22 protein-coding genes are annotated in these 17217 nt (G+C 47.3%); 9 read left to right on the top strand and 13 right to left on the bottom strand.

What is annotated here, in order from left to right:
- Nucleotides 1–45: 45 nt before the first annotated feature.
- Both ACO6UX_RS05290 and ACO6UX_RS05285 read right to left on the bottom strand, forming a co-directional pair.
- On the bottom strand, nucleotides 46–294 hold the full coding sequence (locus tag ACO6UX_RS05290; RefSeq protein WP_422445523.1) for a LexA family protein: 249 nt from the start codon (nucleotides 292–294) through the stop codon (nucleotides 46–48).
- Between the two features lie 16 nt (nucleotides 295–310).
- Nucleotides 311–658 (bottom strand): hypothetical protein, encoded by a 348-nt coding sequence (locus tag ACO6UX_RS05285; protein WP_422445521.1) that lies wholly within the window; start codon nucleotides 656–658, stop codon nucleotides 311–313.
- A 419-nt stretch (nucleotides 659–1077) separates the two neighbouring features.
- Between ACO6UX_RS05285 and ACO6UX_RS05280 the strand changes: the two genes are divergently transcribed.
- From ACO6UX_RS05280 to ACO6UX_RS05270, 3 genes are all read left to right on the top strand, one after another.
- Nucleotides 1078–2028 carry a hypothetical protein gene (locus ACO6UX_RS05280; protein WP_422445519.1) on the top strand — a complete coding sequence of 317 codons (951 nt, stop codon included), beginning with the start codon at nucleotides 1078–1080 and terminating at the stop codon, nucleotides 2026–2028.
- 40 nt (nucleotides 2029–2068) lie between these two features.
- Nucleotides 2069–3472 (top strand): hypothetical protein, encoded by a 1404-nt coding sequence (locus ACO6UX_RS05275; RefSeq protein WP_422445517.1) that lies wholly within the window; start codon nucleotides 2069–2071, stop codon nucleotides 3470–3472.
- 109 nt (nucleotides 3473–3581) lie between these two features.
- Nucleotides 3582–3965 carry a tyrosine-type recombinase/integrase gene (locus ACO6UX_RS05270; RefSeq protein WP_422446149.1) on the top strand — a complete coding sequence of 128 codons (384 nt, stop codon included), beginning with the start codon at nucleotides 3582–3584 and terminating at the stop codon, nucleotides 3963–3965.
- A 120-nt stretch (nucleotides 3966–4085) separates the two neighbouring features.
- On the opposite strand, the gene ACO6UX_RS05265 is transcribed toward ACO6UX_RS05270, so the two are convergent.
- On the bottom strand, nucleotides 4086–4367 hold the full coding sequence (locus ACO6UX_RS05265) for a Fis family transcriptional regulator (protein ID WP_422445515.1): 282 nt from the start codon (nucleotides 4365–4367) through the stop codon (nucleotides 4086–4088).
- A gap of 12 nt (nucleotides 4368–4379) precedes the next feature.
- On the bottom strand, nucleotides 4380–4721 hold the full coding sequence (locus tag ACO6UX_RS05260) for a type II toxin-antitoxin system RelE/ParE family toxin (protein WP_422445513.1): 342 nt from the start codon (nucleotides 4719–4721) through the stop codon (nucleotides 4380–4382).
- A 235-nt stretch (nucleotides 4722–4956) separates the two neighbouring features.
- Here ACO6UX_RS05260 and ACO6UX_RS05255 point away from each other — a divergent pair, with 235 nt between their 5' ends.
- Together ACO6UX_RS05255 and ACO6UX_RS05250 are read left to right on the top strand one after the other, a co-directional pair.
- Nucleotides 4957–5202 carry a type II toxin-antitoxin system ParD family antitoxin gene (locus tag ACO6UX_RS05255; protein ID WP_422445511.1) on the top strand — a complete coding sequence of 82 codons (246 nt, stop codon included), beginning with the start codon at nucleotides 4957–4959 and terminating at the stop codon, nucleotides 5200–5202.
- Nucleotides 5195–5488 carry a type II toxin-antitoxin system RelE/ParE family toxin gene (locus ACO6UX_RS05250; protein ID WP_422445509.1) on the top strand — a complete coding sequence of 98 codons (294 nt, stop codon included), beginning with the start codon at nucleotides 5195–5197 and terminating at the stop codon, nucleotides 5486–5488. Before ACO6UX_RS05255 ends, ACO6UX_RS05250 begins: the two co-directional genes overlap by 8 nt.
- Before the next feature lie 129 nt (nucleotides 5489–5617).
- On the opposite strand, the gene ACO6UX_RS05245 is transcribed toward ACO6UX_RS05250, so the two are convergent.
- The 9 genes from ACO6UX_RS05245 to ACO6UX_RS05205 all read right to left on the bottom strand — a co-directional run bounded on the left by ACO6UX_RS05245 (nucleotide 5618) and on the right by ACO6UX_RS05205 (nucleotide 12046).
- Nucleotides 5618–5878 carry a pyocin activator PrtN family protein gene (locus tag ACO6UX_RS05245; RefSeq protein WP_422445507.1) on the bottom strand — a complete coding sequence of 87 codons (261 nt, stop codon included), beginning with the start codon at nucleotides 5876–5878 and terminating at the stop codon, nucleotides 5618–5620.
- A 13-nt stretch (nucleotides 5879–5891) separates the two neighbouring features.
- On the bottom strand, nucleotides 5892–7598 hold the full coding sequence (locus tag ACO6UX_RS05240) for a DEAD/DEAH box helicase (protein ID WP_422445505.1): 1707 nt from the start codon (nucleotides 7596–7598) through the stop codon (nucleotides 5892–5894).
- Nucleotides 7588–8064 (bottom strand): hypothetical protein, encoded by a 477-nt coding sequence (locus ACO6UX_RS05235; RefSeq protein ID WP_422445503.1) that lies wholly within the window; start codon nucleotides 8062–8064, stop codon nucleotides 7588–7590. Before ACO6UX_RS05235 ends, ACO6UX_RS05240 begins: the two co-directional genes overlap by 11 nt.
- A gap of 15 nt (nucleotides 8065–8079) precedes the next feature.
- Nucleotides 8080–9132: a hypothetical protein gene (locus ACO6UX_RS05230; RefSeq protein ID WP_422445501.1), complete on the bottom strand. Its 1053-nt coding sequence runs from the start codon at nucleotides 9130–9132 to the stop codon at nucleotides 8080–8082.
- Between the two features lie 220 nt (nucleotides 9133–9352).
- The gene (locus ACO6UX_RS05225; RefSeq protein ID WP_422445499.1) at nucleotides 9353–9862 is read right to left on the bottom strand and encodes a DUF669 domain-containing protein; all 510 of its coding nucleotides are present in this window, start codon (nucleotides 9860–9862) and stop codon (nucleotides 9353–9355) included.
- A 14-nt stretch (nucleotides 9863–9876) separates the two neighbouring features.
- On the bottom strand, nucleotides 9877–10209 hold the full coding sequence (locus ACO6UX_RS05220; RefSeq protein WP_422445497.1) for an AAA family ATPase: 333 nt from the start codon (nucleotides 10207–10209) through the stop codon (nucleotides 9877–9879).
- Entirely contained in the window at nucleotides 10194–10640 is a 447-nt protein-coding gene (locus ACO6UX_RS05215) for an ATP-binding protein (protein ID WP_422445495.1), read from the bottom strand. The genes ACO6UX_RS05220 and ACO6UX_RS05215 overlap by 16 nt, the downstream gene beginning before the upstream one ends.
- A complete protein-coding gene (locus ACO6UX_RS05210) occupies nucleotides 10640–11059 on the bottom strand; it encodes a DUF7173 family protein (protein ID WP_422445493.1) in 420 nt (139 codons plus the stop codon). The genes ACO6UX_RS05215 and ACO6UX_RS05210 overlap by 1 nt, the downstream gene beginning before the upstream one ends.
- A gap of 294 nt (nucleotides 11060–11353) precedes the next feature.
- Nucleotides 11354–12046 carry a LexA family protein gene (locus ACO6UX_RS05205; RefSeq protein WP_422445491.1) on the bottom strand — a complete coding sequence of 231 codons (693 nt, stop codon included), beginning with the start codon at nucleotides 12044–12046 and terminating at the stop codon, nucleotides 11354–11356.
- Nucleotides 12047–12184: 138 nt separating this feature from the next.
- Between ACO6UX_RS05205 and ACO6UX_RS05200 the strand changes: the two genes are divergently transcribed.
- The 4 genes from ACO6UX_RS05200 (at nucleotide 12185) to ACO6UX_RS05185 (ending at nucleotide 17096) form a co-directional block, all read left to right on the top strand.
- Nucleotides 12185–14323: an AAA family ATPase gene (locus ACO6UX_RS05200; RefSeq protein ID WP_422445489.1), complete on the top strand. Its 2139-nt coding sequence runs from the start codon at nucleotides 12185–12187 to the stop codon at nucleotides 14321–14323.
- Nucleotides 14324–14606: 283 nt separating this feature from the next.
- Nucleotides 14607–15074 carry a hypothetical protein gene (locus ACO6UX_RS05195; RefSeq protein ID WP_422445487.1) on the top strand — a complete coding sequence of 156 codons (468 nt, stop codon included), beginning with the start codon at nucleotides 14607–14609 and terminating at the stop codon, nucleotides 15072–15074.
- On the top strand, nucleotides 15071–15634 hold the full coding sequence (locus ACO6UX_RS05190) for a bacteriophage antitermination protein Q (protein WP_422445485.1): 564 nt from the start codon (nucleotides 15071–15073) through the stop codon (nucleotides 15632–15634). Before ACO6UX_RS05195 ends, ACO6UX_RS05190 begins: the two co-directional genes overlap by 4 nt.
- Before the next feature lie 88 nt (nucleotides 15635–15722).
- On the top strand, nucleotides 15723–17096 hold the full coding sequence (locus ACO6UX_RS05185) for a hypothetical protein (RefSeq protein ID WP_422445483.1): 1374 nt from the start codon (nucleotides 15723–15725) through the stop codon (nucleotides 17094–17096).
- Nucleotides 17097–17217 lie beyond the last annotated feature (121 nt).

Here is a 17217-nt window from a genome sequence, read left to right as displayed (position 1 = left end):
TGGGTATGAACAGGTTCTGAGCTAATTTCGCAACCAACGGATTATTTAAACAAGAAAGGGCAACTCTTCAACAGGTAGCTCCACCTTCATTGTCCGGGCTTGTCCAGGTACCCGACTAATCAGGCCAAGCTGGTGCAGTTTCACCACCATTTGATGCACGGTGGGTGGGGTAACCTGAAAATACCGCTGCAAATCCTTTTCTGCTGGTGGCATGCCGTTGATCTTCGTGTAGTAGTAAATAAACGACAGGTAGTGGCCTTGCAGTGGCGTATAGGGTGGTTTCTTTGAACTCATAGTTAGTGTTTGAATTTCACAACATGGTGAATGGTTGCGTTTGAGAAACAAGTGACTGCACCCGATTCATTTTCTTACTGATATGGGCTAACAGCAGGGCAGCAAGAATCGCTGCTTCCCTTTCGCCGTATTCAGTATCGCTATCCACCAGATCCACTATGGCTTTATAGGTGCGCAGTTTGACCGGTTCGTCACTCTGGCTGAACATGGCGGCGTGGGTGGCGTGCATAATCGCTTTTTCAAATTCTATGCCCAGAATTTTGGTGTAGTTCCTGGCGTGTTTCTCGCATTCCTTGCCTTTCATGGTGCTGATGGCCTGGGCCAGTTTGAGGTCAGGCAGTTTGAGCAGGTCGCGGGTTTTCATGGTTTGAAAGCACTTCTTATGCAGTGGTTGAGGTGGGAGTTTATTCGATGGTTGTGGGAAAACCAAGCTGTACCAAAAAGATACAAAAAAACGGCACCATTTTCCCGTATAACATTCACCACAAATTGCAGCAAAGGTACGGTTTGGTACCGTTTTTGAGGCTCAGGTTACAATCAAATTGTAACCTAAAAAATTTTCAATCAGTCTTACTCATTGATTTCATTGTCAAAATTGTCCGAATGAAATTCGTACCACATATCATGAGTCAGTAGTTGTATATTATGTAACTTATTGATTCTTGTCGTCTTTAAATATCCCTTTTATAACGATTAAGTATCATTTAGTATCATATAAAGACGTTATTTGTAACCTAAATTGCAACCTGAAAATAATAATTTGATACATAGGGATATTGTTGTATGACTATTTCCTGCCAAAAAAGGAAGCGGAAAAGCGGTAATGTTTATCGTTATGTGGTGACTGTTCGCAAGAAACACTTTTCCGCTACGGAGAGCCTGACTTTCCCAGATAAAGCATCAGGCAGAGCCTGGGCAAAAGCCGTTGAAGAAGAAATGCAGGAACAGTCGTTAAATGCCGAGCAGGACAGCCTTCGATATGAGTCTGCTAAATCCAGGTCAGGCGATATTACTTTGAATCAGTATCTGGAAGCGTATTGCCGGAAAATGGAATCGCCTCCGAAAAAGAGCCGAATCAGTTATCGGGATATGCAGGCCATCAAATTCTGGCAAAAATGCTGGTTAACTGAGAAACGCTCAAAAGAAATTACTGGAGATATGTTGATTGATCTTCTGGATGAGCGATTAGAAAAAGTAACGCCTGCCACCAACCATCTTTATGTATCTGTGTTGCGTCGTGCTTTGGATTTTCAAAAACGGGTTGGCCTGTATTTCAGACGGTTTATTACCGATGATCTGATGAAAGAGCTTTGGAAGCTGAAGCTGGCGGGCAAGTCGAAAGAAGACGATACGCGCCCAACAGAGCATCAGCTGTATCTGCTTTATAAAGAGTTTCTGGAGGGGTACAACAACCCAAGGGCAAAAGTACCTTACCACCATCTGATGTTATTCAGCATATACAGTGCATTTAGGGAAGGGGAGATTTGCAATATTCGCTACAGCGACCTGGATGTGGAAAACGGCGAGGTCATTATCCGGGACAGGAAAGACCCCAAGAAGAAATACGGCAATCACCAGAAAGTGCCACTGTGCCCGGTCTGTCTAGAGATCATTGCCATGCAGCCCAGGATTAAAGGTGAAGACCGGATTTTTCCAGTAATTCCCGCAATAACTAAAATCCCTTTGCTACCAAGGGTTGGAAGCTTGCGGGACAATTTCAGCTACGCAGTCTAGAATAGAGGATATTTTTGGCAAAATACCAACACAGTGTCATATGCCTTCCTCTCATAATCATTCGGTTACCTCTGACCTCATTGATATTGTTTTTGAAAAAGTTCAAGAGATTCCTGACCCTCGCTCACAAAAAGGGCGTTCATCAAATATTTCCATTGCCGATTTTTTTATGTATGGCCTTGGTGTTTTTCATAATAAAAATGCATCATTACTGACCTGCGATGACAAACGAGACCAGCCAACAATTAAAGAAAATGCCAAGAGTTTGTATCACGTTGAACACATACCTTGTGATACCTACCTGAGATCAACTATTGACCTCGTTCAGACAAAACATATTCGTCCACTGTTTCTCGCCTGTCTTGCTTATTGTCAGCGGCGTGGGAAATTGAAACAGTTCCAGTATTTTAAAGAGGGCTACCTGGCTCCCATTGATGGAACACAAACCTTTACGTCAAAGTCCATCAGCTGTAAAAACTGTTGCACAAAAAACGCTGACAACCCTAAAAAAACAACCATTTACTATCATCAGTTATCAACAATCTGTCTTGTAAAGCCAGGATTGAAAACGGTTATTCCATTAATGCCTGAACCGATTACCCAACAAAAAGATGCTTCCAAAAATGACTGCGAAGTGCGTGCCCTTGAACGCATCCTGGAAGACCTTGCCAGGGAACACTATCACCTTAAACTGGTGCTGGGTTTAGATGGTCTCTATTCCAAGGGACCAACCCTTAAACTCATCCGGTCTTATGGTCACCATTTTATCGCTGTTGCCAAGGACACGGATCATAAGGCATTGCTGGAAAGCATTGATGATCTGGACCGGAAAGGCCAAGTTCGGCGATTCACTTATACGGACAAACGGGGGCATCGGCACTCGTTTCGCTACGTAAATGGTGCTCCACTAAATAAGTCACACCCTGACTTTATAGTCAATTACGTGGACTATGTGGAAACGGATCCGGATGGGAAAGTAAAATACTTCAATAGCTGGGTAACCAATCTGCCAATTCACAACCATATGTGTTGCATGAAAATCATGCGAGGAGGACGCGCAAGGTGGTTAATTGAAAATGAAACGTTTAATACACTGAAGAATTTGGGTTACAGTCTGGAACACAACTTTGGTCATGGTGAAGATAATCTGTCAAGCAATCTTGCCTGTCTGATGTTTCTTGCCTTTCTGATTGATCAAATTGTCGAACTTTCCTGCCCCTTGTTTAATGAAGCGCTGACGGCTAACAAACGGAAAAAGACGCTTTGGGAGAAACAGAGAAATTTCTTTGAGATTTTCGTGGTTAGTTCTTGGGCGTTATTCATGAAGGGGCTGATATTGCAGGGAGCACCTGAACCAAAAGCAAAAGGCAAGCAAGTTAAACCTGGTGAACAGCCAAAACGAAAAATGATAAGCATCCGGAGTTTATTCCCTGATACGGCATAATTACCAATAAAAAACCATTTTCTTCAGTGTATTTAAATTAACCTATTGATCAGTTTTTTTCTGATGGTTCTGGTTGTGTCTAAAAAATCAATAAAACAATTAAGGGAAAATCTTCATTTTTCTATTTTTTGCGGGAATTGCTGGGATTTTTCCTTACAAGGCGCAGTCGATATCAACCAAATTTTCAGAGCGAACCAAGGCGCTGGGATTCCCGGAGTTGCGGTTTCACTCTTTCCGCCATGAGGGCATTTCCCGCTTCTTTGAACAGAAAATGAGTATTCCGGAGGTGGCCATTCGTAGTGGTCATAAGACCTGGGATAACCTGCGCCGTTATACCCACCTGATCCATCGGAATCCACCGGATTACTGGGCTGTTTGTAAGGCAATGGAAGAGAATTATTGGGCCAGAAATGAGTGTCTGAATTCTCGCTGGCAGCAGGGAATTGTAAAAGGGGCTGAGCACAGCGCAGATATTATTGTGCTGTATCGCTAATAGCCCTATCGTTATGGACAATAATACTCCTCCCGCTTTTCGCAAGATCAGCGCACCGGTTACTCATACGTTTTAAATGGCCAATCTTGCGACAAAGCAAGCGTTAATGCCGGGTTCAGCCTATACCAGCCTGAGTTCCAATCGTTTTCCCATCACTTCGGCCGCGTGGGACAATGTTCTGAGATTCAGACTTGTATTGTCTGGATCAAGCAGCCGATCCAGTTGTGAGCGACTGGTTCCAAGCAGTTTGGCAAAAGCGGATTTGTTCACACCTTCTTTCTTCAGGTACTCATCAATCTGCCAGGCAATAACCCGTTTCATGGCTTCAGCCTGACATTCGGCCAATAGGCCATCTTCTGCCAGGAAGTCATCAAAGTTGCTTCCGATGTGAGGATTGCTCATTGTTGCCTCCTTTTATTTTCTCAATACGTCGTTGCGCCGTAACTTCGCCAACTCAAGATCACTGGCCGGGGTCTTTTGGCTTTTCTTAATGAAGGCGTGCAGTAACACCATTTCACCGTCAGCGACAGTAAACAGTACACGGGCAATTCTGCCGCCTGTCAGGTCACTGCGCACTTCCCAAAGCCCCTTATCCAGCTTTCGAACTACCGGCATGCCAATAGGCCAGCCGATTTCAACAGTCTTGATATCTTGCCCCACAGTCCGGCGATCTTCGCGGGTTAGAGCCTTTAGCCAGTCAAGCACTGGTTCATGGCCCGATTGTGTGGCGTAGAATCGAACAGAAATCACTTTCATTGGTTTGTACTATTTTAGGTACATTCTAGCTGAAAAAAACTTCAGGTCAAATTTATATAGGAAGGATCATAAATATAGCCGGGTTTTGCCGGTAAGATGATCTACCGGCAGTAATGTTGCATGTCATGAACCTGTTCCCACCTTTCGCTTTCATTCCTGAGACATCTGGCCAATGGTCACATTTGTGCTAATCTGGTGTAATATTGCACCACAATGGATAGGCAGGAGATGACCCATGGCCAGGCAAAGTATTACCCTCACCTCACCCAATGACCAATGGTTGCAGGCTCAGGTTGAGAGCGACGAGTATGGCAGTAAAAGTGAAGTGGTGAATGACTTGATTCGTCAGGCCAGGCGGCGTCAGGAGGCGACAGAATCGCTTCGGAGTGCGCTTATTGCCGGTGAAAACAGCGGGATCAGCAACGATACAGTAGATGATATCCGGGATCGTGTATTAGCCCGGAGAGTCAAGCATGACTAGGTACCATCTATCGGTGGAGGCCGGACAGGATATTGAGCGAATATTTGAGTTTGGTCTTGATTGCTTCGGGTATGAGCAAGCCAGTCGTTATCTGGATGGCCTGGAAACGCATCTGAACTCACTCGCGCGTCACCCAAATCATTATCCTGCTATCCGTCATATTCGTGAAGGTTATCGGCGTAGTGTGTATGGAGTGCATGCTGTCTATTACTCTGAGCTTGACGATGGGGTTTTGATTGTTCGTATTTTGGGAAGGCAGGATTTTGTCGAAGCTTTGAATGTATAGAGCTTGGCAGCTAAAGAGAGCAAGGGCTGGTTTTGTTCAAGGATTGAGCGATGCCGGGAAAATAATATTGAGGTGGTTGTGATTCCAGAGCGGGAAAAGTAATGCCGGTATTACTGACCGGCAACACCCTTAAATAACACCTTGGACCTTTTCCCACGTCTTCCGGTATCGCTCATGCCGGGCGTCAATATAAACTGCCAGGTCTGAAATTTTCACCATCCACGGCGATTTCTGGCTGTTCATGGTACGCACCACCGGAACCGGCAGCTTTTGAGAGGCTGCAGCCAGCTTCGCCCGTTTTTCACACATGCCAAAGAACTCCTGGCAAACGTCTTCCAGTGGCACGTAGGGCTTTTCATACTTGGCGAAGAGCATCAGTTCGGTATTCATGGTTTTCTCCTGTTTAAAAATTGATATCCGTATCAAAAACGTCAATGCCAGCAGGCATGGTTTGAGTTGGTTTTGGTCTTTCTGCAGGGTTATGATTCCAGGCGCTGGGTGTATCGGGTTTTACGGTGAAATCGAAGCTTTTTATGCGATGCCACCGGCCCTCCTTAAGCACCTCAATACGACAGGGCTCTTTCATATCATTCTGTTCAGTCAGGTGCTGGTAAGCATCTACCGTCAGCTCTGGCACCGGAGCCTGCTCAACCCGCTTTACCCACCACATGACCGCTTTCTGCCGGGCGTAACCACCATGCTGGAAACAGACCCATTCCCGAATAGTCTCAAAACCGCAGCGATATGTGACTTGCAGAGAAGGGGGCTTGCCAAACTTTTCATGGATGCTGTAAAAAACCTCGTCCACCTTCAGCCATTCCGGTTCAATCTGGTTGGCCAACAGTGCGGCGCTGGAAGCTTCTGCTTCATGCTTCTCCCGTTCCGGAAATTCATAGTGGCAGGCAGGGCAAATCCGCAGGCCTGCAAGGATCAGTTCAAAACATTCCGGGCATTCCTTAACCGGCGGTTCTCCGGAGCCTTTGCCTGCTTTTATATGGTCAACGGTGATCCGGTCGATAGGGCCATGGCGTTCTACATTGCCGCCATAATCCAGTACCAGGCAGTCAGTCTTACCAGTGTCTGGGCTGATACGAAGGCCGCGGCCTAATATCTGCACGTAAAGTCCGGGTGATTTGGTGGCGCGGAGTAGGGCAATCATATCGGTTAAAGGTGCGTCAAATCCGGTGGTCAGGACGCCTTGACTGGTGAGTACTTTTATCTTTCCTGCTTTATAGTCCGCCAGTATCCGAGCCCGGTCATCTTTTGGGGTTTCTCCGGTGATACATTCGGCACCGATGCCTTCAGCTGTCAGAAGTTCCTTAACCTGTTCAGCATGGGCGACACTGACGCAGAAGATCAGCCACGCTTTCCGCTCCTGACCGTACTGGATGATTTCTGCCACGGCCTTTTCGGTGACATCGTTTTTGTTGACTGCTTCCTCCATATCGCTCGCCAGATAGTCACCCTGTCTAGTTCTGACGCCAGCAAGATCAATTTTCTCTTTTCCTGCTTTGGAACGCAGAGGCGATAGAAAACCATCGTCAATTAATCGCTGAATGTCGGTCTCGTAGACAATCTCATCAAACAGTGGGTTTTTGCCTTCTGTGAGCAAGCCCTGTTTCATCCGGTAAGGAGTGGCTGTAAAACCAATAATTTTCAGTGCAGGATTAATGTCCCGAAGACCAGCAATCAGTCGAGAGTACATCGTTTCTGAGCTTTCACTATTGAGCAGATGGCATTCATCAATAATGAGTAAATCACAATGGCCTAACTGCTCTGCTCGTTTATGAACACTCTGGATGCTGGCAAACAGTATCTGAGCATCAGTATTGCGGGAATTCATAGAGGCCGAGTAAATGCCCGTCGGGGCTTCTGGCCACTGGGCAATAATCTTTTCATGGTTCTGCTCAATGATCTCTTTCACATGGGAGAGAATCAGGAAGCGCTGGTCTGGCCAGTGCTGTAAAACCCCATGGATAAAGTCAGCGATGATCACTGACTTGCCGCCGCCGGTACTGACGCAGACCAAGGGGTTACCCTGAGAAGCACTGAAATATTGATAGATCGCATCAATGGCCTCCTGCTGGTACCAGCGGAGTTCAAAAGCCATTGTCGAAGCCCTTCATCTGGTTGATGATCTTATTGGCCACTCGTTCTGTTGCTTTACGGTCGACGGATGTTGGTTTTCTGTCGTCAGCTTCCCTGGCCATCAGCATTTTGTCCGCAATGGTGTAAGCAAAATTCACCGCCGGTTCAATGGCGCTGCCACGGTTACAGGTAAACTCAGCCATCAGGGCGGCAATGGCGAACAAGTCCCGGAGTTGGATGGTTTGGTTCTGAAACTGTTCTAACTGTTTTTCCAGGTCGTTGATGGTTTCATCGCAAGCGGCTTGAGCATATTGCTCAAACGGTGCTGTATCTTCGATCAGGTAGTGGGTAACCCGGGGGTAGAAATTACCTTGCTGATAATCCGTGATACAGAGTCCACTTTCTGAATTGAGGCCGATCAGGTCAATTTGATCTGCCGCAGGCGGTGTGCTGGCTGGTATGAAGCGATAGCGTTTTGAATGATCCATAGCTCATTTTCCTTCTCATTGATTATTTTCAATCGTTCCATCGAACTGGGTTTTCAGTCCTGCCAGCTTTTCATCCGTCAGCAGGCGCTTGTCTTCTACTGCCTGAATTTCCTGAGAGGAGAGCTGGCCTTTATCTGTGCCAGTTATGAATTCCTCTCTCGTTGATTTCAGGCGATAACGTATCCAAAACTCATCGCTATCAATGGGCTCAGCAAATTGCTCTAAGAGGTAAGGGTTATAGAGGTGGAGTTCACAACCTGACATCTGAACCGATTCCGGGATTTCCATATCATGACGGGCGCAGTGCCACTGGCCATCTTCAACGGGTGTGCTGTGCAGGCAGGTACGACAATTAACCGCAGGGGCTTTTTGTCCGTGGCAGATGGCCTGATGGTCGCAAAATTTGCAGAGGTACCAGCTGGGGTCTTCACTGATTTTGCTCAGAGGACGGTCGCTGGCAATAATGCATTCCGCTTTCTCAATGGCTGCTTTGCCAATAACAGGATCAAGCCGAACCCGCTCACCATACAGCTCATCCGTATTTTTGTTCACGGCGATATAGAAGGCTCGGGTCAGCTGAGGGTTTGCCAGGTACATATACACCTGCATCTGTATAAAGTGTTCTGGCTTGGCTTCCTCTACACCTTTTTTAACCAGGTTATTGAAGGACTTCTCATTGTGGGTTTTCATCTCAATCAGGTGCCAGGTCCTGGGGGCTTCGATAAAGCCCTGGCCCACACCATCAAATGAACCACCAAAATGCCCGTTGCAGGCCGAGATTCTGAACTGTTTACCAGTGGCTGGATCGGTTTCAAAGACTTTGATGCCCACATTACGCAGATCAGCAACAAACCGTTCTTCTGCCAGATGACCCGTTTGGAACAGTCGCAGCAGTTGGCCTCCATGCTTCACATCAGTACACCAGCGAAAGGTATACCAGAGCGCCCGGTCACAGGGGCGACCAATAATTGAACCGCCCAGATGCGCCCGGAATGCACCACCCTGGTTGTCCTCATAATGCCGGATAATCGCTTTGATGGTCGTTTTGTTGGGTTCGGGGATTTTCACAATGCTTCACCTTCCCTGGCTCTGAGCCTATTTCTGCTTTTTGTTTAACCGTCGGGCCATTCGCTGGGCTTTGCGTTTTCGCTTTCTCTCTGTTTTGGAAGGTCGTCGTTTGGTAAATCTTGCTCTATCGAGCTTCCGGGCGGAGGTGCCCGTAGAATTAAAAAACATAAATTTCATTCCCTGAATGAAGGGGGCAAGCCCCCTTGGTACTAATGACGAGTTACTTCTGCCCCCAGGGCGGTGCTGCGTACTGAGTTGCCGGATGGGGTGGTTGTTGGGCAGACGCCGGATTGTGGACAGGTGTCTGTTGCTGAGGTGCAGGTGCGCTCTGCATGGGTTGACCACCGGCACTGATCCACTTCTTGACTTCATTCTTTGGACCAAAGCCCGGGTCTTGTTTCAGCACAACGACGATTCGGATCACCTGCTGTAACAGCTGTTCAGTGTCGTTTATTCGGGGCTGGCCAACCGCATGGGCAATACGGCTGATCTCTTTCCTGCCAATCTCTTCCGCTTTCGGACTGCTGTTGACGATGTTGTGCTGAGACCAGAGTTTACGGCCTTCAAACTGGCCTTCCATCACCGTGTAGGTGAGCTTCACCATCTGGCCACCGGACTTGGTATTATCCAGGGAGGCCTCAGTGATCATGGTCAGGTATTCACCGGGCGGCAGGGGCTCAAACTCATCCGTTGGATCGTAGTCGTCTGCATTAAAACCTAACTGTGCCATTTCAATCTCCTTATTCAGTGGCTTGAGGTCATAGCGTCGCTGAAAGCCTGCCAGTCCAGGGGGAGTTCTGCTGGCAGTCCATAGCGATTCTTGGCGATAAAGCCGGGTTTGGCTTCGGTATAGAGGTAGCGCTGGCCGGTGCTTATGCCCCGGGTTTTGGTTTTATTGAAACCGGCTTCTTCTTTTTCGATGACGGTCTTGTAATCAGCGAACAAGATGCAATCCACGGATTCCTGCACCAGTTCGGAAGCCCGTTTGTGCAGCTTGATCTGGTACCGGTCATAACTGTCGGTGGTCGGGCTCTCAAACCGTTTGATCTCGGAATGGGCGATCAGAATAAAGGCCATACCTTTTCGTTACGCAGGGCTTCCAGTCCATCCAGCAGTTGGCGCCAGAGATTCAGCGCCTCCAGAAAGCCTCGTCCATAACCAAAGTCTTCAATGGCCTGGTACCGTTCGCCCTTTGAGCCAACATACGTATCGCACAGGTGCTGCCAGATCATCGGTTCCAGATGATCCAGACTGTCGATCACCAGCGTCTGATAGTGATGGTCGGATGAGTAAAGAACCGTGATGGCATCCAGAACATCCTGGAATGACTGCATCATGGGGAAGGCGTCGACTTCCAGTTTGCCCAAACCATCTTCGGTACAGATAAAGATCGGGTTCGGTGCACCGGCGGCCAGGGTGGTTTTACCAAGCCCTGGGCCACCATGAACCACAATCCGGGGAGCCTTGATGCCGGTAGAGCGGCTGATGGATTCAAGTGAAATAGCCATTACTGAACCTCCAGCCGTTCAAACTTGACGCTGACTTTCTTTGGTTTGGTGGTAATGGCCTGGGAGACCAGTTGGTAATGGGCGAGATTCAGTTGTTGCAGGCTTTTCAGTTGCCGGGTGTTGACTTCCAGTTTGCTGCGGATCACCGACTGGGCGATATCCGCAGGCAGTTGTTGTCGAACGGCCGCCCATTTTTCTGAATCCACTACACGACTCATTCCGGCGACGGTGGTCACCTTGTAGTAATCGCCTTTGACCGAAAAACTGCCTTCTTCTTTTGTGCCGACCAGCTTGCAGAGCTGCTGCTCAATAGCCATGCGTTGTTCTCTGGCCTGGTTTTCTGCCTGTTTGGCAACTTCCAGTTCATGAGCCAGTTGGTCCAGTGGATGGGGCGAGGCAGTGGAGGGGGTTTCTTTCATAGAGTGTCATCCTTTTTGTTATTGGCTTTCTTCAGGGCGAACGAACCCGGCAGGCATCAGTGGCCTGTTTTTCAGTGTCAGGGTGAGTTCGTCTGTTTGAATCGATGGCGTACATCCGTTCAGCCATCTGCTATAAAATATGTTCCTTAAGTGATCTGCATGTCAATACCAAAAAGATACATATTATAAAAATAATGAAAATGCGAAATAAGATCAGTGAGTTGGGAAAGGTATTTTTTGATACAAAACCCCCTTCTGGCTAAGAGGGGGGGGGAAGATAAATTGAGAAATGTATCAACTGAGCTTGGTATTGATGCTGACCACGACACCGCAAATATGACCGTCTTCCGGGAATGGCATGGTCGTGTATTGCGGGTTCAGTGGTTTGAGGAACAGTTGGCCATTATCCCGCACCAATTGTTTTAAGGTGACATCATCGGTTCCCGGCAGGCGAACGACCACGTACTGCCCGGGTTGTGGTTCCAGGGCGGGATCAATCACCACCCGGCTGCCCGGAAGAAAACTCATTTGCCCAGGATATGGGCTGACCATCGAGTCACCCTGAACAATCAAAGCATAGGCACCATTGCTGATCCGGCCGTGATAGGCGGTGTATTCGGTGGTGTCATCCACTGGGGCGTACAGTCTGCCATTGTCGTTAAAGTCACCCGCCTGTACCCAGGAAATGACCGGAATGCTCCGGGTGCCTTCAATGTCATAGCCCGAGACTAGCAGGTTGCCATGGGTTTTCAGTTGGCGGGAGTCGTTGGCGGTCTCGTGGTAGATATCCAGCCAGCCGTGGGGCTTATTGAAGCCGTATTCAATTTCCCGGGCAATTTTGGAGCCGATGCTGCGTGTCGGGTTCTTGCCCATAAACCGGCTGACCTGAGTGGCGGGGCGTCCGATCACTTCCGCAAAGTTGGCCAGTGTTTTTCCTTTCTCGGCCAGCAAGCGGGCGTTGTGGCGTCTTATTTCTTGTATGTCCATGACTCTATTAAACCGTACAACACCAAAAAGATACACCATCAAAATAATACAATTGTACTTGTTATTAAAGTATCATGGTGGTACATATTTAGGGCGTTATTCGTCTGAATCGCAGGAGGCGACCATGAAACGACGATAATGGACTACCCGCCGCAACGCTCTACCCATTTTAAAAAACTAACCCGATCACGGGCAGGGACGCTTTTGTCTCTGAAAAATGGACATCGCCACAAGGACAATAATATGGATGTGACTCTTCCCAATACCACCACAGAAGCTTGGAAACTCAATGAAGCCGGTCTCTCTATTGTGCCACTCGGTTCCCCATTTGAAGAACCGCCTGCATGGTTTGTAGACGGTCGCTGTTCAGGAGATAAAGAGAAAGCAAACGTCGAATGGCCAAAAGCTCCCCGGTTTCGCTGGAAGCAGTATCAGGATAAAGCACCGGACGACAGCACCATTGAGAACTGGACCAACCTCTACCCACATACCAATTGGGCCATCATTACCGGATACGGTGTGGTGGTCGTGGATGCGGACAGTAAAGAAGCGGTGCAGTTTATTGAAGAAGGTGCCATTACCCGGACGCCATTGCGAGCAACCACCAGTAAAGGCAAGCACTACTACTTTCGGGTCAACCCGGACTATCCCGTTCATAACTCAGTCAGAAAAAACAAGATCGATCTGCGCGGCATTGGTGGTTATGTAGTAGCGCCCGGCAGTACCCATGCAGACGGTACACTCTATCAATGGGAAACGGACGGGTATATGGATATCAGTGATCTGCACGATCTGCCCATGCTGATGCCTGAGGATATTGCCACCATCAATGGCTTCAATGGGCAGGCTGCAGAAGATAAGCCAACGGGTGACCTGGGGTTCTCCACAGATCAATACCCATTGCCACATGACGGAAGTAATCTGGCAGAAGGGCAGGGGAGAAATAACGCTGCAGCGAGTATGGCAGGTCAGTTGCTCCGGCAGAATTCTTCACTCAGAGAAGTCAAAGCCATTCTGGATCAATGGAACCAGTCCAATAATCCACCATTGTCTGATGCTGAGCTGAATACCACCATTGCCAGCATTTCCCGCACCCATAACAACAATAACCCTGGTTCCTCCATTTTTATTGAGCCATTGCCCAGCAGTAAGCCAGAGTTCGCCTTCAGTCATATAGAGGAACTGGTTAAAGGCGTGAAACCAATTAACTGGCTGATCAAGGGCTTTCTGGAAATGGACAGCCTTTCCCTGATGTTTGGAGAGCCAGGTTGTGGGAAATCCTTCTCAGCCATTGATCTTGCTTGCTGTGTGGCGACAGGCAAGGACTGGCATGGCAAACCTGTCAAGCAATCGGGGCCTGTCTTTTACATTGCCGGGGAAGGCTTCAATGGCCTCTCCCGTCGCTTTATGGCCTGGCAGAGCTTTTATGGCTACAACCTGCGCAATGTGCCGCTGTATATCAGTCAGTGTTCCGCTGCGTTGACCAGTCTGGCCAGTGCCCGGGCGGTCAGTGACAGCATTGAAAAAATAGTCAGTGATACTGGAGGTGTTACGCCTTCCATGATTGTCATTGATACCCTGGCAAGAAACTTCGGGCCTGCGGATGAAAATTCAACTCGGGAAATGAGCACCTTTATTGGTCACATTGATGAGTATCTGCGTTCAAAATATCGCTGCAATGTACTGATCGTCCATCATACCGGCGTGGGCTCGAAAGATCGCGCCCGGGGTAACAGTGCGCTCAAAGGTGCGCTGTATGCCGAGTATGCGGTGGTTAAAGCAGACGATGAAATCAAGATTACCCCCAAAAAAATGAAGGACGCTGATGAGCCGGATGAAATGAACTTTCAGTTTGGCTCTGTGCGTCTGCCCTTCAATGACGAAGAAGGCGAGCCGCAATACAGCTGTGTTCTGCAATACCTGGATAAAGCCAATGCACTGAAGATCAAGCAGCAAGAGAACCGCGAACATATTCGAGAGCAAGGCCGGTTACAGGCAGAAATTCGGATCGGGGAAAAGCAAAAGCGGGTCATCCAAACACTGGAAAGATTGATTGGTGAAGCAAAAGCGACACTGGTTAGAGCCGACAGAAGTCCCGGCCTTGCCAGGATCGAAACAAGGAATTTGCGTGATGCCTGTTTTCGGGAGGGTTTCATATCCAGCAAGAACTGGTCTCGCACATTTGATGCCTTGGTAGAGTGTGAGTTTTTGATGATGGATGCGCCGTTTATCTCTATTTCTGAAAAAGGTCAGTCTGTGATTTCAGAGAAAAAATAAAGGGCTCGGGTGAGGTAATGTACTGTTTAAAAAACAGTCAATTGCCTCCTTTCTTAATAACTTATGAGGATTCTTTATATTGAGGCTCCTCTCTTTTCCTCAAAACTTCTTATTTTTCAGGTGATTAACCGTAGCGGATGCCTTTAGCCGCCACCTCACCTTCCCCACACTGGATATATATATATCCAGTGGGAGAATGAGGCAGGGAAGCATGAAGGTCAGACACAGTAATACGGAAAGATTCTCCGGGAGAAAAAGATTAAAAGACAGAGAAAGCAAAGTAATGAAAATAATAATAGGAATAGATCCGGGGCTGACGGGAGGTATTGCGGTTCTGGATTGCAAAAACAAGGAATTAATCAGACTGGAAGATATGCCCACCTCTCCGGAAGGAAGCAAGCGGAAAGTCAACGGCTTTGGCCTAATGAAAATATTTGGTGGCTATTCACGGCATCAGGTAGAGATGGTTTATCTGGAAAAGGTAGGAGCAAGGCCAGGGCAGGGAGTAGTCTCCATGTTTAACTTTGGCCGTTCGTATGGTGCTGTAGAAGCCGCTGTCAGTTTAATGGGTTTTCCCCTGACGTATGTGACTCCCCAACGCTGGAAACGCTCTGCTGGACTTATGGGAGCTCACAAGGATGCATCCCGGGGAAAAGTGTTAGACCTCTATCCAGAGGCTGACGTTCATCGAAAAAAAGACAATGGTCGTGCTGATGCTGTGCTCATTGCCCGATATGGAGAATCGGTATGAAATTCTACTCAGCACGACAGGCTATTCATGACGCCTATGCAATTCATCTGACCAGCAGGGGTTTTGAAGTTAATCCCTTAGCATTTCGAGCAGGTAGTCAATCGAGCAAACTCGACAACAACCTGTTGATCTGCAATGCCGTGGAAGCTGGCAAGGTGATAGCCGCAGTGGAAAAGCTTGATGAGCCATTTCGCTCCTGGGCAAAGTGGGCTTATGCACCCAGAACTGAGCATTTCATGCCTGAACAGGGTAGGTTCTTTCAGTGGTTAGAGCAGGACGTTACCGAGCAGTTGGCGAAAAGTGGGCGAGATTACCGCGAGGCTACCAAACAAAGGATCAGGGATGTGGTGGCCTATACCGTTCTGGATTATCGCAGTTATGTGACTAATGGCCAGCACCTCTATCCAACAAGCCTGATCATCAAAAAATGCCGGATTCACAGGCAGAATTGGAAGCGAGATTTTCAGCAGTGGCAGGCCGGTTATTGGCGGATTTGTGACGAATACTTGGATAGAAATTCACTTATTTCTATCTTGGTGAAGAGTGGACACAACGAGTAATTACTCTGTCGTTTAGTGGAGAGTTGACAAAATCTATGGCACTATTTTGATGGATACTGAGAATAAGAATTTATCATAGGGAATAAGAATGAGAAGCTGGAAAGTACTTATTTTCGCTGCATTAAGTGTTTCAATATCAGGGTGTTTAAGCAACCCAACTAAGCAGTCCGTTGCTAAAGAACAGTCTACCGAGAAACTGGATGTTTATGGCTCGTTTTCCTACAAGGACGGTAAGTATCAGTTATCACCATTCTTTTATAGTTCGAGATATGCATTGTCCTATGAATTAACGGAAGGTGTTTGGCAGTTCAAAATTCCGAGTTTGGAGCCTGCTTTTGATAGCAAAAGATTTTCGTGTCAGAAAACATTGACAAAAAGCAAGTGTGATAGTTGGGAGAATAAAAATGAACTTTTTCTGCATGTAAATTTCCTCCAAAGTGATTACGGTGATACTCCTAAAGAGGTTAAAGCAGCACAGAAAAAAGAAGCGGAGAAGAAACCGATAACCGCAAAGGATGTGGCAAATACTGCTATTGCGGCCCCCTTTGGAGTGGCTGCTGGTGCGTTTGTTGGGTATAGTTTCCTATTTGCAGGTGCTGTCGCTGCTCCTTTTATTGCTGCAGATGCAATCATAAATCCTGATGATGCATTAGAAAGAAATAATTGGGTAGAATTTAATCATGAAAAGTTCAACAACGTGTTAGTTGGGCTTATAAACTCTGAATATGGAAGTCTTGATAACTTTCATCAAAAAGCCCGTGAAACACATGAGTATGTGCAAGTAATGCATCGCAAAGCAGCTTCTTATGAAGCTGAAATCAAAAAAAAGACCAAGCAGAACATAGGGTTTTTAGCTCAATATACGGATGTTCAATCGATTCCAGAGTTTAAGTTTTCATCTGCAGAGGCGACTTTGGGCTTTGGTATACCCAACTCAGATTTGGAAGCATTTCAAATCAGACAGCTTGATCGTCTCAAAAAGGAATACGAAGGCATTTTGAAAGATCAGAAGTCTTTCTATGAACAGCATGAGGACAGGATTGTATCTGCGTATAAAAAACAGCAAAGAAAAGAGTACGACCTCGCATCCACCTCTGTTCAGATCGATAGATTCATCAAGAAATATCAGACGTTGGATGAGTTGGACCTTGTACCAAAAGCCAGGTTAAGGCTGAAAAATACATTAGCAGCTGAAGAAAAACAGCGGCAAATTGCTGCTGAAAAACGGCGATTACAACAGCAAAAAGAGCAGAAGCAACTAGCTCTCTGGAGGTCAAATATCCAAATTGGTGATGAAACCTTCTGCGGGCCTGTTATCGACATAAATCAGTCAATGGTCAAGATCGCGGTCCGAGCTCAACTTCAAGGATACAGCAATGAAGCGTGGCTCAGAAGGACAGAGCTGTTCCCATCCTCTTTGGGCTGCCTGAACAGGAATGGAACACTGACCCCAAGAGGCTGATTCTAGATTGCTTGCCAATGATTACTGAATCAGGCACAATTTTCCAAGATGTAAAACCTCACCCCGCTCTTCATAAATAGCGGCGTGGGGTTTTTTATTGCCCTAATTTTCTCCCTGTGCA

The organism is Endozoicomonas sp. ALB091 (genome assembly GCF_049310265.1).
GTDB lineage: Bacteria > Pseudomonadota > Gammaproteobacteria > Pseudomonadales > Endozoicomonadaceae > Endozoicomonas.
This window is presented reverse-complemented; position numbering and strand designations above follow the sequence as displayed.